Raw genomic sequence first — 15,788 nt, 5'->3', positions numbered from 1 at the left:
AGCAGTTGTTCCGCCACCGTCCCGCCGCCCTCCCCGTGGTGCCGGCCGCCAGCCTACGCGGCGGCCGCGGCGGGCGGGAGGGGCCGGACGCGGGCGGGACGCAGGGGTCCGCGGGGAGGGGCCGCCGGGAGGTGGGCCGGGTCCTGCGGCGCGCCGGAACCTTCGCCCGGGACGGCGGCGGGCGTGCGGCGGGCGGGTGCTTCTGCGGCCGGGGACGGTTAACCGGGCCCCTCACCGGTCATAAAGTCTGCAAATCAGACAAATGACATACGGAAGTGCTGCCCGGCCCGCCACGGCGGCCCGGGTCCGCGGAAGGAGCACCATGGGCGAGGGCGGGATCGCGCAGCGTCCGTCGGAGCCGGAGGCCGAGGAGCCGGCCGACGGCCCCGCACACGCCCGGCGGCGCCGACGACTGCTGCCGTGGAAGCACCGGCGCGACCTGACCCCGGCCCAGCTGCGCCGCCGCAGGATCACCACCCGCAGCGTGCTGGGCGTCTGCGTGATCTGCGCCGGCTCCCTGGGCTGGTCGGTCGGCAAGGCGCTGACCTACCCCGGCAAGGACAGCACCTCGGCCCGGCTCGCCGAGTGGGCCCGCGACCACGAACTCGGCTTCGTGGTCAACCAGCTGGAGGACTGGCAGTACAAGCTGAATCCGCCCAAGGTCGGCGGCTCGCTGCCGGCCGACGCGCTGGCCCGGATGAAGGCCACCGCGCCGGCCGGCCCCGCGCCGGCCCACGTGGCGGCCCGGCCGCTGGTGGCGCCGCATCCCCCGATGCGACCACTGGTCCACCCCGCACTGGCCGGCGAGGGCGTCTACCGCACCCTGGCCAGCGCCCACGGCGAGCCCATCGTGCAGGGCACCTACGTCCGCCCCGACGCCGAACACACCTCCTACGAGGCCGCCGTCGCCTGGATCAGCGGCAAGTACGCCCGCTTCCGGCTGCACCCCGGCTTCCGCGAACCCGGTACGACCTTCGACGTGCCGCCGACCATCCCCAAGGGCGAGCGCACGAACCTCGTCGCCACCTGGAACGGCGGCTTCCGGATCACCGACGGCGGCTCCCGCGGCGGCTTCTACCTGGACGGCAAGACCGCCGGCACCCTGCGGGACGGCGCCGCCTCCGAGGTGTTCTACCGGGACGGCTCCATCAAGATCGGCGTCTGGGGCCGCGACGTGCGCAAGACCCCCGACGTGGTGGGCATCCGCCAGTGCCTGGAGCTGATGGTCGACGGCGGCAAGGTCGTCTCCGACATCGGCGACGACGCCAAGTGGGGCGTCAGCGACCAGGGCGGCATGTTCGTGCCCCGCTCCGGGGTCGGCGTCACCGCCAAGGGCGACATCGTCATGGTCGTCGGCCAGGCGCTGAACGCGCAGAGCCTGGCCCGGCTCATGCAGCACGCCGGCGCGGTCCGGGCGATGCCGCTGGACATGAACCGCGCCTGGCCGTCCTTCATGTCCTACGACGGCAGCCACGACCCGGCGAACCCCAAGCCCACCAACATCCTCGACTTCGAGGACCCGCCGGACCGCTACTACGTCCAGGCCACCCGCGACTTCGTCGCGGTCTACGCCCGCTGAGCCGGCCGGCGGCGCACCGGAGGGTGGCGGCCCGGCGGGGCTGCCGCCCCGGCGAACTGCCTGACGATGCCCGGGGGGACGGGAATTGATCGGGGCCCGCCCCGGCCGCCCGCCCGGCCGGCGCCCGACCGCACGGTTCGCCCTCGCACCGCGCCGATCTCCGCCGCCGGCCCCGCCGGGTGAACGGTCGGCGTTAGGCTCGGACGCATGGCAGGTGAGGAAACGGGACAGGGCGGCGCCGCCCACCGGGCCGGTGCGGGCGCGGACGGCGAGCGTCCGCCGCGCGGCGCCGGGAACGTGCTGGCGACCGGCGGCAGTGTCCGGGTGGACAGCTGGATCTGGTGCGTGCGGCTGACCAAGACCCGGTCGCTGGCCGCCACCGCCGCCCGCGCCGGGCACGTGAAGGTCAACGGCGAGCGGGTCAAGCCCGCCCAGGCGGTACGGGTCGGCGACGAGGTACGGCTCTTCCACGCCGGCCGCGAACGAGTCGTCATCGTGTCCAAGCTGCTCAGCAAGCGGGTGGGCGCCCCGGTCGCCGCCGAGTCCTACGTCGACAACAGTCCGCCCCCGCCGCCGCGCGAGGACGTGCTGGCGCTGGGCGTGCGGGACCGGGGCGCCGGACGCCCCACCAAACGGGACCGGCGGGAACTGGAGCGGCTGCGGCTGCTCGGGCCGTCCCGGCGGGCGCCGGGCGCCTGAAGGGACCGGCCGGGCGGCGGACCGGGCGGCCCGCCCGCGGCGGCCTCGCCCCCGTAAACTTGCAGTGCTAGTTTGCGAGGGGCGCGACCGACCGCAGCGGCCCGCCCGAACCCGCCTTCGAGGAGCCCGCGATGCGCCCAGTCCACTTCGCCGCCGCCCGCCGCACCCCGATCGGCCGGCTCCGGGGCGCACTCGCCGGGGTACGGCCCGACGACCTCGCCGCCACCGCGCTGCGCGGCCTGCTCGACGGACTGCCGGACCTCGACCCGGCCCGTATCGACGACGTGTACTGGGGCGCCGCGAACCAGGCCGGCGAGGACAACCGCAACGTGGCCCGGATGGCCGTCCTGCTCGCCGGGCTTCCCGAGACCGTGCCCGGCGCCACCGTCAACCGCCTGTGCGCCTCCGGCATGGAGGCGGTCACCAGCGCCGCCCGCATGATCGCGGCCGGCGAGGCCGACATCGTGATCGCCGGCGGCTCCGAATCCATGAGCCGCGCCCCCTTCGTCCTGGCCCGACCCGACGAAGCCCTGCCCCGGACCATCGAGACGCACGACACCCGGCTGGGCTGGCGGCTCACCAACCCCCGGATGCGCGAGCTGCACGGCGTGCTGTCCATGGGGGAGACCGCCGAGGAGGTCGCCGAGCGGTACGGAGTCAGCCGCGCCGACCAGGACGCGTTCGCGCTGCGCAGCCACCGCAACGCCGCGGCCGCCCGCAAGAACGGGCTGTTCGACCCGGAGACCGTGCCGGTCACCCGGGCCGACGGGGTGACGGTCACCGAGGACGAGTCCATCCGCGAGGACACCACGGCCGAGCGGCTCGCCGCGCTGCGGCCCGTCTTCCGCGAGGGCGGCAGCGTCACCGCGGGCAACTCCTCACCCATGAACGACGGCGCCGCCGCCCTCCTGCTGGTCAGCGAGGAGGCCCTGCGCGACCTCGGCCTGCGGTCCCTCGGGCGGTACGCGGCCGGCGCCAGCGCCGGGGTGCACCCCGACGTCATGGGCATCGGGCCCGTCCCCGCCGTCCAGCGCGTCCTGGCCCGGCTCGGCCGCGGCGTCGACTCCGTCGAGGAGGCCGAGTTCAACGAGGCGTTCGCCGCCCAGGCCCTCGCCGCCGTACGGCTGCTCGGCATCGACCCCGAGCTGGTCAACCCGACCGGCGGCGCCATCGCCCTCGGCCACCCCCTCGGCTGCTCGGGCGCCCGCATCCTCACCACCTTGCTGCACCGGATGAACCGCACCGGCGCCCGCCGGGGCCTGGCCACCATGTGCGTCGGCGTCGGCCAGGGCGCCGCCGTCCTCGTGGACCGCGACTGACCGCCGGCCGACCGCCGACTGATCGGGGGGCGGGCCCCCGCAACCCGCCCGGCAAAGGCAGGGGTTGGCGGCCCCGCCCCCCTCTGTAAGACTCGGCGCGTGCACACACCGTCCCGCGGAAGGACAGCATCGAGTTGACCGGCCCAGGCGGGGCGCAGCTCCTCGCGATCAGCGACCTGCATGTCGGCTACGAGGCCAACCGCGCGATCGTGGAAGGGCTGCGGCCCGAAACGGACGACGACTGGCTGATCGTCGCCGGCGACGTCGGCGAGAAGTTCGACGACATCACCTGGGCGCTGTCCACGCTCACCCGGCACTTCGGCACCGTCATCTGGCTGCCCGGCAACCACGAGCTGTGGACCCCGCCCGGCGACCCGGTGACCCTGCGCGGCGAGGCCCGCTACCAGCACCTGGTCCAGGCCGTCCGCGACCTCGGCGTGACCACCCCCGAGGACCCCTACCCGATCTGGGAGTCCGACAGCGGCCCGGTCGCGGTGTGCCCGCTGTTCCTGCTCTACGACTACACCTGGCGCGACGGCACCCCCGGCGCGACCACCAAGGAGCAGGCACTGGCCCATTCGGCCGAACTCGGCGTGGTCTGCACCGACGAGATGCTCCTGCACCCCGACCCGCTGCCGGGCCGCGACGACTGGTGCCGCGCCCGGGTCGCCGCCACCGAGCGCCGGCTCGCCGCACTCGACCCGGACCTGCCGACGGTGCTCGCCAACCACTGGCCGCTGCAGCGCGATCCGACCGCCATCCTGCGCTACCCGTCCTTCGCGCTGTGGTGCGGCACCGAACTCTCCGAGGACTGGCACATCCGCTTCCGGGCCACCGAGGTCGTCTACGGCCATCTGCACATCCCGCGCGTCACCTGGCTGGACGGGGTGCGCTTCACCGAGGTCTCGCTCGGCTACCCCCGTGAATGGGGCAGCCGCCCCGCCGGCCCGTCCGGACCCCGGCGCATCCTGGCCGGCCGCGGGGGGAGCGTCCGGTGATCGAGCATGTGGTGCCCGCCACCGTGCGCTCCCGGGTCGTCTACGGCGACGCCCTCGACCAGGCCCCGCTCTACCCGCAGGAAGCCGAAGCCGTCGCCCGGGCGGTGGCCAAGCGCCGCGGCGAATACGCGGCCGGCCGCGCCTGCGCCCGCGCCGCACTGGCCGAACTCGGCCACCCGCCCGGGCCGATCCTCCGCGAGGCCGAACGCGGCGCCCCGGTCTGGCCCGCCGGCGTCGTCGGCAGCATCACGCACACCGACGGCTACCGCGCCGCCGCCGTCGCCCGCACCGAGGACGTCCTGACCCTCGGCATCGACGCCGAACCGCACGGCCCGCTGCCCGAGGGCGTACTCGACGTCATCCTCGCCACCCCCGCCGAACGCGCGGCCCTCGACGGGCACACCGCACGGCGCCCCGGCATCCACTGGGACCGGCTGCTGTTCAGCGCCAAGGAGACGGTCTACAAGGCCTGGTATCCCTTCCACCGCCGCATGCTCGGCTTCACGGAGGCCGAACTCCTCTTCGACCAGGACGCCGGCCAGGACGCCGGCCAGGGCGCCGACCGGGACATGGGGCAGGACATCGGGCAGGGCGCCGGCGCCGGCGGCCGCACCGGGGCCCGCGGCACGTACACCGCCCGGCTGCTGATCCCCGGCCCGCTGCTCGCCGAAGGCGTCGGCCCGAGCGTGTTCACCGGCCGCTGGATCGTGCGCGGCGGCTACGTGGCCACCGCCGTCGTCGTCCCCAACGAGCCCTCGCGCCCGGTCAGGCCGACTCCCGGCGCACCAGCGTCGTCTTGAAGATCACCGACCGCGTCTCCTGCTCCGCGTCGTCGATCAGCGCCATCAGCAGCGCGGCCATCTCCGCGGCCATGTCCTCGACCGGCTGCCGGACCGTCGTCAGCAGCGGACGCGAGGCGAGGGCCGCGCTGCTGTCGTCGAAGCCGACCACGGCCACGTCCTCGGGAACCCGGCGCCCGTGGTCGCGCAGCACCAGCAGCGCGCCCTGCGCCATCAGGTCGTTGGCGACGAACACCCCGTCGGTGTCGGGATGGTCGCCCAGCAGCTGCCGCATGGCGTGCTCGCCGCCCTCCTGGGTGAAGCCGCCCTCCACACTCGGCACGAAAGCGTGCCCGTGCTCGGCCATCGCCTCACGGAAACCGGCCAACCGGTCCTGGCCGGCCGGGGAGTCGTACGGGCCGGCGATGGTGGTGATCCGCCGGCAGCCGCGCGAGAGCAGCAACTCGGCGGCCGTGCGCGCGCCGGCCTGCTGCGCCACGTCCACGTAGCTGATCGGCAGCGGGGTCTGCGGGCGGGCGAACAGCACCGTCGGCACACCGGCCTCGGTCAGCAGGAACGGCAGCGAGTCGCCCGGCGCTATCGACACCAGCGCCACCCCGTCGATGTGCTCCTGCCGCAGATTGGCGACCAGGTCGTGGCGGGCGTCCTCGGAGTCGGCCAGCATCAGCACCGGATGCACCCCGCGCGGACGCAGCACCGTCAGCAGCCCGCCCATGATCCGGCCGAAGAAGGGGTCGCTGAACACCTGGCGCATGAACGGGTCTTCGGCCGCCCGGTGGTTCGGCACCGAGAAGACCAGCGCCACCGAGTCGGTACGGCGGGTGACGAGGGTCCTGGCCGCCCGGTTGGGCACATAGCCGGTTTCGGCCACCGCCTGCTGAACGACCCGCTGGATCTCCGGGTCCACATTGCGCGTCCCGTTGACCACGCGTGACACCGTGGCCCGGGACACCCCGGCGGACCGCGCGACGTCTTCCAGCGTGGGCTGATGGGGCCGGGCAGGACGGCTGCTCGTCATGGTCCAAGTTATACCACGCAGGAGAGCGCTCTCCGGGTCAATCCCCAGCTGGGGCGGGGTGCGGCAACCCCCCACAGGCCGACCGCACCCCGTCCGTTCACCGGCCCTCGCGTCCCCGTCCCCCCAGGCGGACAGGACGGGCACGCGGGGGACGCCTCAGGCGTACACGCCGAACTCGTACAGCGAGTCGCCGTACGCCGTGCCGCGGGCGCCGATACTCACCCGCACATACCGGCCCGACCCGCTGACGTCGAAGGTGTCCACACCCCCCGCCCCGGTGGTCGTCGAGTACACCGTGGTCCAGTTGGTGCCGTCACCGGAGAGCTGCACCTGGTACGCCTTCCCGTAGGCCGACTCCCAGCCCAGCTGGACATGCTTGACGGCCGTCGCCTGGCCGAGATCCACCTGGATCCACTGCGGATCGGTCCAGTCGCTCGCCCAACGGGTGTCCCAGCGCCCGTCGGTGGCGTTCGACGGCGGGAACGGCGCGCCGTCCCGGTCTGCTGGTAGGAGGACGCGGTGGTCGGCCGGCCGAGCGCCACATCGGTACCGCTCACCGTCGGCGCCACCACCCGGAACGACCTCGTCTCGATCCCGACGTTGCCGTGGCCGTCGTAGGCATAGACATACACCTTCCAGACCCCGAGCGCCTTCGGCGCGGTAGCAGTGAACCGCCCGTCGCCGGTCTGGGTGAAGTTCACCTGCTGCAACGCGGTGCCGCCGTCGACGTACTTGGACGAGTACATCAGCTGATAGCGGATCGGATCGCCGTTGGGATCGGTCGCCGCCGCCGTCACGTCGAAGGTGCCACCCGCGGGGACCGAAGCGGTGTTGCTCAGCGTCATCGACCCGATCACCGGCGGGGTATTGGCCTGCGGCGTGCCGCCGTAGTCCTTCGCCACCGAGTAGTACGCCAGCCGCTTCCAGCCGCTCGGCACGACGTTGAACCACACGCCGCCGAAGTCGTCCTCCTCGCCGTAGTTGAAGAGCGTCGCGCCCAGCGCCACCCCGGTGTGACCGGTGATGCAGTTCCACGCCGAGAGGTACCCGTCGCGCTTTTGCGTGTCGGTGGGTTCGGTCGGCACCCCGTTGGCGTCGTCGGACACCTCCCACTCGCCGGCCTCACCGGACTCGGTCACGATGTACGGCTTGGTGTAACCGCCGTTGATCCAGTCCTGCTTGACGCTGCACACCGCGCCGTAGGAGTTGACCGCGTACAGGTCCAGCGACGGCGTGTACTGCTTGTAGTACGGCCAGGCGCCCGTCCAGGCGTCCGTCGACGTCACCGGGTGATTGGGGTCGATGGCGTGGATCGCCTCCACCACCTGCTCCACGAACTTCGCGTAGGCGATGCGCTGCTGCTCGACCGCGGCGCCGGTGTAGTGGTCCTGGGTGGTGAGGATGACCTCGTTGCCGACGTCCCACATCAGCACGCCCGGATGGTTCTTGTAGGTGGTCACCCAGTTCTTGATGTCGTTGAGGGTGTTGGTCTTGTACGTCGTGTCGTTCACGTAGTCGGCGCCCTGGTTGAGCCAGAAGCCGTTGACGACCTTCAGCCCGTAGGCGGCGGCCGCGTCCAGCAGCGGCTTGCTGGTCGCGTCGGTGCCCCAGGTACGCAGCGTGTTGACGCCCATCGCCTTCAGGTCCCGCATGTGGGCGTCCGCCGTGCTGGTGGCCGGGCCCCACGTCATGCCCTTGACCTGCCAGGGCTTTCCGTCCACGGTGAGCTGCCAGTTGCCCTGGCTGCCGGTCACATGGACATTGCTGGGAGCGGTCGGCACCGGCGGATCGGCCAGCGGCGCCGGCGCGGTGCCGGTGGTCTGCGACACGGTGACATTGTCCAGGCTCAGCGCCCCGCCCGAGGAGGTGTCGGCTCCCGGCGACGTGCAACCGCAGACCGCGTTCGGGTAGGAACCGCCGATCCGCAGGCTGAAGTCCAGGTACAGCCCGTGGTGCACCGCCGCGTTCCAGGTGGACACGCCCACCTGCGACTCGCTGACCTGCCAGACCTGCTTGCCGTCCAGATACCAGCGGATCTGCTCGTCCGACGTGGTGCGGTCCACGATCTCGGAGTAGGTGTGGTAGCCGGTCTGGCAGTCGGAGCAGGTCGCCAGCCCGCTGGTCAGGCCGTTGTACTCGGCGCAGTTGCCGCCCGGCGCCGTCCCGCAGTGCAGGGTCGCCGACAACTGGCTGCGGCCGTTGACATCCTCCATCACGTCGCTCTCGCCCACCGCCGGCCAGGCGGCGGTGTTGCCCCGGTACGCGGCGCCCATCGCCCGGAAGGACGGCCAGTAGCCCAGCGCCTTGGCCGGGTTGGGCTGCTTCAGCGTCGCGGAGATCTGCAGCTGGCCGCCCGCCGGGGCGGTGAAGTCGCTGCGCCGGGTCTCGATCCGGCTGGAGGTCCACGACGAACCCGACTTGACCGCGGTGAGGTTGAGGTGGCCGCTGCCGTCCAGGCCGATGTTCGCGGGCGAGTCGGTGGCCGTCTCCACCTCACCGGTGCCCCAGTTGGCGGCGCCGCCCGGATACGCGGTGCCGGTGTCGATGATCCAGTCGCCGGACGCGGGCGGCGCGCCGCTGGCGCCGTTGAAGTCGTCGCTCCACACGGTGGTCCAGTTCCCGGGCGGCGGCGTGCCGGTGCCGCCGGTTGTGCTGCCGCCGGTGGTCGTTCCCCCGGTTGTGCTGCCGCCGGTTGTGCTGCCCCCGGTCGTCGTTCCGCCGGTCGTGCTGCCCCCGGTCGTTCCGCCCGATGTGCCGGTGCCAGCCGTGCCGTAGACCTGGAACTCCCACAGCGAGTAGCCGTAGCCGTTGACGCGCTGGGTGCCGTACATGCGGACATAGCGGCCCGAGCCGCTGACGGTCAGGTTCTGGACACCGCCGGTGCCGGTGGTGGTGGAGTAGACCGTAGTCCACTGCGAGGCGTCGGCGGAGACCTGGATCTGGTACGCGGTCGCGTAGTTCTCCCAGTTCAGCACCACCTTGCTGAGGGTCGAGGAGGCGCCGAGATCGATCTGGATCCACTGCGGATCGCTCCAGGCGCTGGCCCAGCGGGTGGTGGTGTCGCCGTCAACGGCCGCCGAGGCCGCGTACCCCGCGCCCTCGGTGCTGGAGGTGGTGGCCGGCCGGCCCTGGGAGAGCAGGGCGTCGGCGGCGTGCGCGGACGTGGTGGGGACGGCCAGTGCATACAAGGCCAGCCCGGTGGCCAGCAGCGTGAGCAGCAGGACACGAAGAGGTGGAGGGAGCGAACCGAGCCGGGTGGACGCTGAGGGTGAGGCTCTCATGCCGGTCTCCTGCGGTGCGAGGGGGGAAGGAGGTGGGGAGGGCGCCGCTCCGGGGACGGCAGGAGGCTTGGGAGAGCGCTCTCTCAGTGGCCCTGATGGTTGCCGCTGCGTTTCCGGGGTGTCAAGGGATCGAACCGGAACGGGGCGAGCCCCGCCGGTACGGAGACGGAGGATTGCGGGCGGATTCGGGCATCCCGGTCTCTGCGGCCGAGTCCGGGTGCGACGGGGCCGGCTGCCGTGGCCGGCTGCGCGAGAACGGCTGGTGGAGGGCCTGCGCGGGACGCGACCGGGCAGGTGGTGCCGGGTGCGGGACGGGTGGTGAAGAGGTGCGGGAGGGGTACGTGAGGCATGGAAGGGCCGGTGGGGTGGGCCAGGAGGCGGTGGCGGCGGCCGGTCCACGGCCGGGGCCGCATCTCCCGGAGCGGGAGCCGCCCCCGCCGCGCGGCGGCGGCAGGCACCGGAGGCGGGGTTGACAGGCGGGGGTGGGGGAGCTGACAGTACGGGGATGGGAGAGCGCTCTCCCGGCACTCGGGTCCACCGCTTCCCCGGCGCCCGCCCACCGGACTGACCCCCGGGGCGCCCCGCCTTTCGCCCACCGACCATGCGGCCCCGCGCTGCCGACGAGCCGTCCCCCGGCGGCGGCGCGCGCACGGGCCACGAAGGGATGACCATGATCACCCCCGCGTCCCCGCTGCCTGCGCCGCTGTCGCCCGCTCAGGTCCCCCCAGCCCTTCCGGGCGCCCGAGCCCGCCGAGCCGTCCCAGTCCCCGCCGCGGCCCGGCGGCGCGCACCAGCCTGCCGCCGGTCCGCAGGACCCGACAGCATCGGAACTGGACGCACTCGTCGCCGCCCTGAGCCTTCCCGCCAAGATCCGGCTGCTGTCCGGCGCCGCGTCCTTCCGGCTGCACGCCGAACCGGCCGTCGGACTGCGCTCCATCGGCGTCTCCGACGGCCCCGCCGGAGTGCGCGGCGAACGATGGGACGAACGCGACACCTCCCTGGCCCTGCCCTCCCCGACCGCCCTCGCGGCGAGCTGGGACGCCGAACTCGTCGCCGAACTGGGCGGGCTGCTCGCCGCCGAGGCCCGCCGCAAGGGGGTCGGCGTGCTGCTCGCCCCCACGTTGAACCTGCACCGCAGCCCCGGCGCCGGACGCCACTTCGAGTGCTACTCCGAGGACCCGCTGCTCACCGCGCGTACCGGGGCGGCCTACATCCGCGGCGTGCAGTCCGGCGGCGTCGCCGCCACCGCCAAGCACTACGTCGCCAACGACTCGGAGACCGAACGCCTCACCCTGGACGCCCGGCTCGACCAGCGCACACTGCGGGAGCTGTACCTGGCACCGTTCGAGGCCGCGGTCGCGGCCGGGGTGTGGACGGTGATGTCCGCCTACAACGGGGTCAACGGCGCCACGATGTCCGAGAGTCCGCTGCTGGCCGAACCGCTCAAGGGCGAATGGGGGTTCGACGGGGTGGTGGTCTCCGACTGGGGCGCGGTCCGCTCCACCGAGGCCACCGCGCTGGCCGCGCAGGATCTCGCCATGCCCGGTCCCGAACCACGCTGGGGCGAGCCGCTGCTGGCCGCCGTCCGCGAGGGCCGGGTGCCCGAGAAGACCGTCGACGACAAGGTCCGCCGGATTCTGCTGCTGGCCGCCCGGGTCGGCGCGCTCGACGGCGTTCGCGGACCGCGTGCGTTCCCGCCGCTCGCGCCCGGCCGGGCGCGCGGCCTGCTGCGCCGAGCGGTCGCGGCCGGCTGCGTGCTGCTGCGCAACGAGGGCCACCTGCTGCCCCTCGATGCCGGCCGGGCGTCAACTCCTCGCCGGATAGCGGTCATCGGCCCCAACGCCGCCGCCGCCCGCTTCCAGGGCGGCGGCAGCGCGGCGGTCTTCCCGGAGGAGGTCGTGTCACCACTGGCCGGAATCCGGGAAGCGCTCCGCGACAGCGGGGCGGTCGTCGTCCACGCCGAGGGCGCCGTGCTCACCACCCGGCCGACCCCCGTGCACACCGGCAACGCCCGCGACCCGCGCACCGGCGAGCCCGGCGTCCTCGTCCGCTACCTGGCCGCCGACGGCACCGAGGTGCACGCCGAGCACCGGCTCAGCGGCCGCATCCTCGAATCCGGCGACGCCCCCGAACTCGCCGCGACCGCCGCGTCCGTGGAGGTGAGCGCCCTGGTCACCCCGGACACGGCGGGGGAGTGGCGGTTCTCGGTGATCGGCCTGGGCGCGGTCGCCCTGACCGCCGACGGCGAGCCCCTGCTGGACACCTATGTGACCCCGCGCTCCCAGGACCCCACCTATGTGCACGTCTCCCCGCCCTTCCGTACCGCCGCCCGCCGGGTCGAACCCGGCCGGGAGTTGCTGCTGGCCGCCACCCGGCACTGGGAGGCCGAGCACGGGCACGCGGTGGCGCTGGCCGTGGACCCGCCCCGGCGCGACGACGACGCACTGATCGCCGAGGCCGTCGAGGCGGCCCGCGGCGCCGACACCGCGGTCGTCGTGGTCGGCACCACCGACGAGATCGAGAGCGAGGGGTTCGACCGCGGTTCGCTGGCCCTCCCCGGGCGGCAGGACGCACTGGTGGCGGCGGTCGCCGCCGCCAACCCCCGCACCGTGGTGATCGTCAACTCCGGCGGGCCGGTGGACCTGCCCTGGCGGGAGAGCGCTCCCGCGTTGCTGCTGTGCTGGTTCCCCGGCCAGGAAGCCGGACACGGCCTCGCGGACGTCCTGTTCGGCCGCACCGAGCCGGGCGGCCGACTCCCCACCACCTGGGGAGCGCTCTCCCCGACCCCGCTGCTGCCGCCCTCGACCACCCCCGTCGACGGTGTGCTCCGGTACGACGAGGGCCCGTACATCGGTCACCGCGCCTGGCGGCGGGCCGGCGCCGAACCCGCCTACTGGTTCGGCCACGGCCTCGGCTACACCACCTGGGCCTACGAGCAGTTGGCGGTCGCGGCCGACCCCTTCCCCGATCCGGACACCGACCCGGCCCCCGATCCCGACACCGCGACCGCCCGGGCTTCGGCCGTCGACGGGGCCGCCGCGCTGGCCCGCGTCACCGTCCGCAATACCGGCACCCGGCCGGGACGGGAAGTCGTGCAGGTGTATCTGACCACCGGCGCCGATCCGTACGACGACGGCGGGCCCCGGCTGGCCGGTTACGCCGCCGTCCACGCGGAGCCCGGCGAGCAGGTCGTCGCCGAAATACGGATCGCGCCGCGCGCCTTCCAGCACTGGTCACCGGAACGCGGGAGCTGGCAGCCGCGCCCCGGCCCCTACACCCTGCACGCCGGCCCGTCGGCCGCCCGGCAACCGCTCTCCCAGCCGCTGGTGCTCTGAACTGTCGGCTGGCCGGGTTCGGTTCTCGCGGACCTGGGCCGTGTCTGACGCATCGCGTCGTCCCCCGGAGGGCGGGGGCCGCAGCCTCCGGTGCCCACCCCCCTGGGCCTTCGAGCCCGGGGGGTGCCCCCACCACAGCTGCATACACGTGGGCGACCCCCGGTCGCGAGGCGGTGGGGCACCCCCTTCGCAGCGGTGGGGCGCGCCTGCCAAGCGCGATTCGTCGGACACGGCCCCGGAGCGGTCGGCGTTGCCAGCGTCTCCCCGTGCTGTGACCGGACAGGTCCACCGGTTCGCGACGCCCGGCGCGGCACCTCGCTGGGTTGTCGGAGTCGCCCGGGTACGCCCAGGACGAGGACGATCCCCCCCAGTTGTCGCCGGGACGGTGCCCCCACCGCCTTGCGAAGCACCGCACCGGACGCCGCGAACCCGGCGAACCCGTCCGGCCACAGCACTAGCGACGCAGCAGCCACACCGGTCCGCCCGAGAGATCGGGCCGGAATCCGCCCGGGGCGTCCGAGCGGCACCGCACTTCGCGGTTCAGGGACCGCAGTCATTGGGCCGGCTGCCCGGATCGGCGGAAAGAGGACACCGCTCCGCGCGGTCCTGGACGGCGCCTCGCTCGGCGGGCGCGCGGTCTGCCGGCGGGTCCCCCTGGCAGGGCCGCTGTCCGGGCGCGAGCAGGCCGTCGACGGGTTCCAACGGCCGCCACCGCGGCGCCGCGAGCGACGACGGGGGCGACAGCGGCGACCGTGCGCCACCGTGGTGGGAGCCCGCCGGTGCGGCGGACGGAGCGCTGTAGGAGGCGTGCAGCCTGCCCGGACCGGCACGCTCGGAGTCCGGCAGGGCGGCGCCCCCGGATGGCGCCGCTCCATCGCGCACACGCGCGCCGACAGCTGACAGACAGGCGCACCCGGCGGGCCCGCCGCGGACCTCCCACGCGCCGGGCCCCGGAGTGGCGGTTCGAGTACCCGATGGGAGAGCGCTCCCCAACCGCCGGGCGACACGCCCGCGTTCTGGCATTATGTGCCGTGTACCGCGATCCTCCGGGGGCTGCCGCGAAGCGTGTCGGCGTCGCGGCGCCGCGACCGGCCGGTGGTGCGCGGCTGCGGCGGCGCACCGGCCCGGGCGGCGGTACCGACATCATGAGGGGGTGCCCGGTGAAGCGCGACGTGGGCCGGACGACGAGGGATCTGCGGCGGCACAACCGGTCGTCGGTGCTGTCCAAGCTCTATCTGCACGGCCCCGCCAGCCGCTTCGACCTGATGCACGCCACCGGGCTGAGCTCGGCCACGGTCAGCAACGTCGTGACCGGGCTGGTCGCGGACGGCCTGGTCGCCGAGGCCGGACTGCTCGACTCCGACGGCGGACGGCCCAGGACCCTGCTGGAGGTACGGCCCGGCTACGCGCGGGTCGCCGGTGTGGACATCGGCGAAACCCATGTCCAGGTCGGCCTGTTCGACTGGACACTGGACACCCTCGCCACCGCGACCTACCCGATGGACGCCCGCCACCCCGAACCGGCCGTGCTCGCCGGGCTGGTGACTGCCGGCATCGAGGAGGTCACCGCCAAGGCCGGTGTCGACCCGGTGCGGTTGCTCGGCGTCGGCGTCGGCGTCCCGGGGGCGGTACTGCCCGACGGCCAGGTGCACGCCCCCACCCTGGGCTGGTCCGGGGTGCCGTTCGCCGCGCTGCTCCGTCCCCGGATCGCCGCGCCGCTGCACATGGACAACTGCGCCCGCACCCTGGGCCAGGCCGAGATGTGGCGCGGCGCCGGGCGGGGCGCGGAACGGGCCATCGTCGCCCTGCTGGCGGTCGGCGTCGGGGCCGCGGTGGCGACCGGTTCGCCCAGCGGAGTCACCAGCACCACCAGCGAATGGGGCCACACCATCGTCCAGGCCGGTGGGGCCGCGTGCCGCTGCGGCTCGTACGGCTGCCTGGAGGCGTACGTCGGCGCCGAGGCGATCCTGCGGCACTACGAAGACACCCCGGGGGCCGCGGCGTTGACGGCCACCGGGGTCGAGGAGCAGATCGCCGAGCTGGTCGTCGCGGCGGCCCGGCCCGGGCCCGCCGCCGACACCGTGCGCCGGTCCGCCGAATACCTCGGCATCGGCATCGCCAATCTCATCAACCTGCTCAGCCCGGACCGGGTGATCCTCTCCGGCTGGCTGAGCATGAGCCTCGGCCCGGTGATGCTCCCCGCCGTGCACGACGCGATGCGCCGCCACAGCCTCGACTACATGGCGGCCGGCACCCGTCTCGAACTCGGCCGCCTGGGCCAGGACGCGGTCGCCCTCGGCGCGGCCACCCTGCCGGTCCACGAACTTCTCACCGCGGGCTAGGCCGTGTCTGACAAATAGCGCCGTCCGCCCGCAGGGCGGGGCAGGCGGGATTTGTCAGACACGGCCTAGCAACGGCTCGGCCGGCCATGGGCCTCGGCGGGATCCGGCGGCGGAACGCGGGACGGGGGTTCAGCGGTCGATCCGGGGCCGCTGGGGCGGGTGTGACGTTTTCGGGGTCGTGGGCGCTGTGAGGTGTAGGACAGCGCCCGGGCCCGATGGCTCGGCGGCGCCGCGGACGACCCCGGGAGGCACACCGTGGACAAGGTGGTGGAACAGCCCCTCCCCACGCCCGAAGGACCCTGGCCCGGACCGGAACGGGTCGAGCGGCTGCTGGACGGCGCGCCCGCCGCACCCGGCGCGGCGGGGGAGTCCCGGCTGGCCGACCTGCTCCGGGTCCTTACCGCCCCCGCGGGCCGT

The 15,788-nt window shown here is 74.2% G+C and carries 8 protein-coding genes and 1 pseudogene; 7 read left to right on the top strand and 2 right to left on the bottom strand.

The features are described from left to right. Nucleotides 1-322 precede the first annotated feature (322 nt). The 5 genes from GA0115240_RS34915 (at nt 323) to GA0115240_RS34895 (ending at nt 5,395) form a co-directional block, all read left to right on the top strand. Nucleotides 323-1,579, top strand: a complete 1,257-nt coding sequence (locus GA0115240_RS34915) for a phosphodiester glycosidase family protein (protein ID WP_161302668.1) — start codon at nt 323-325, stop codon at nt 1,577-1,579. Between the two features lie 207 nt (nt 1,580-1,786). Beyond that, complete coding sequence (locus GA0115240_RS34910) at nt 1,787-2,278, top strand: RNA-binding S4 domain-containing protein (protein WP_093743122.1); 492 nt, start codon at nt 1,787-1,789, stop codon at nt 2,276-2,278. A 131-nt stretch (nt 2,279-2,409) separates the two neighbouring features. Then, complete coding sequence (locus tag GA0115240_RS34905; RefSeq protein WP_093743120.1) at nt 2,410-3,597, top strand: acetyl-CoA C-acyltransferase; 1,188 nt, start codon at nt 2,410-2,412, stop codon at nt 3,595-3,597. A 128-nt stretch (nt 3,598-3,725) separates the two neighbouring features. Continuing rightward, a complete protein-coding gene (locus GA0115240_RS34900) occupies nt 3,726-4,595 on the top strand; it encodes a metallophosphoesterase family protein (protein WP_093743119.1) in 870 nt (289 codons plus the stop codon). Beyond that, nucleotides 4,592-5,395 carry a 4'-phosphopantetheinyl transferase family protein gene (locus GA0115240_RS34895; RefSeq protein WP_093743117.1) on the top strand — a complete coding sequence of 268 codons (804 nt, stop codon included), beginning with the start codon at nt 4,592-4,594 and terminating at the stop codon, nt 5,393-5,395. Before GA0115240_RS34900 ends, GA0115240_RS34895 begins: the two co-directional genes overlap by 4 nt. On the opposite strand, the gene GA0115240_RS34890 is transcribed toward GA0115240_RS34895, so the two are convergent. Both GA0115240_RS34890 and GA0115240_RS37540 read right to left on the bottom strand, forming a co-directional pair. Further along, nucleotides 5,361-6,413 carry a LacI family DNA-binding transcriptional regulator gene (locus tag GA0115240_RS34890; protein ID WP_093743115.1) on the bottom strand — a complete coding sequence of 351 codons (1,053 nt, stop codon included), beginning with the start codon at nt 6,411-6,413 and terminating at the stop codon, nt 5,361-5,363. The genes GA0115240_RS34895 and GA0115240_RS34890 overlap by 35 nt on opposite strands. Nucleotides 6,414-6,569: 156 nt before the next feature. After that, nucleotides 6,570-9,547: pseudogene (locus tag GA0115240_RS37540) on the bottom strand (discoidin domain-containing protein); the annotation flags it as partial. A gap of 977 nt (nt 9,548-10,524) precedes the next feature. On the opposite strand from GA0115240_RS37540, the gene GA0115240_RS34880 reads away from it, so the two are divergent. Together GA0115240_RS34880 and GA0115240_RS34875 are read left to right on the top strand one after the other, a co-directional pair. After that, nucleotides 10,525-13,029: a glycoside hydrolase family 3 C-terminal domain-containing protein gene (locus GA0115240_RS34880; protein WP_093743112.1), complete on the top strand. Its 2,505-nt coding sequence runs from the start codon at nt 10,525-10,527 to the stop codon at nt 13,027-13,029. A gap of 1,160 nt (nt 13,030-14,189) precedes the next feature. Continuing rightward, nucleotides 14,190-15,371 carry an ROK family transcriptional regulator gene (locus GA0115240_RS34875; protein WP_093743110.1) on the top strand — a complete coding sequence of 394 codons (1,182 nt, stop codon included), beginning with the start codon at nt 14,190-14,192 and terminating at the stop codon, nt 15,369-15,371. Nucleotides 15,372-15,788 lie beyond the last annotated feature (417 nt).

The sequence above is a fragment of the Streptomyces sp. DvalAA-14 genome, assembly GCF_900091855.1.
In the GTDB taxonomy this organism is placed as follows: domain Bacteria; phylum Actinomycetota; class Actinomycetes; order Streptomycetales; family Streptomycetaceae; genus Actinacidiphila.
Note: the sequence above shows the minus strand (reverse complement) of the source record. Positions and strands in the feature narration are given on the sequence as shown.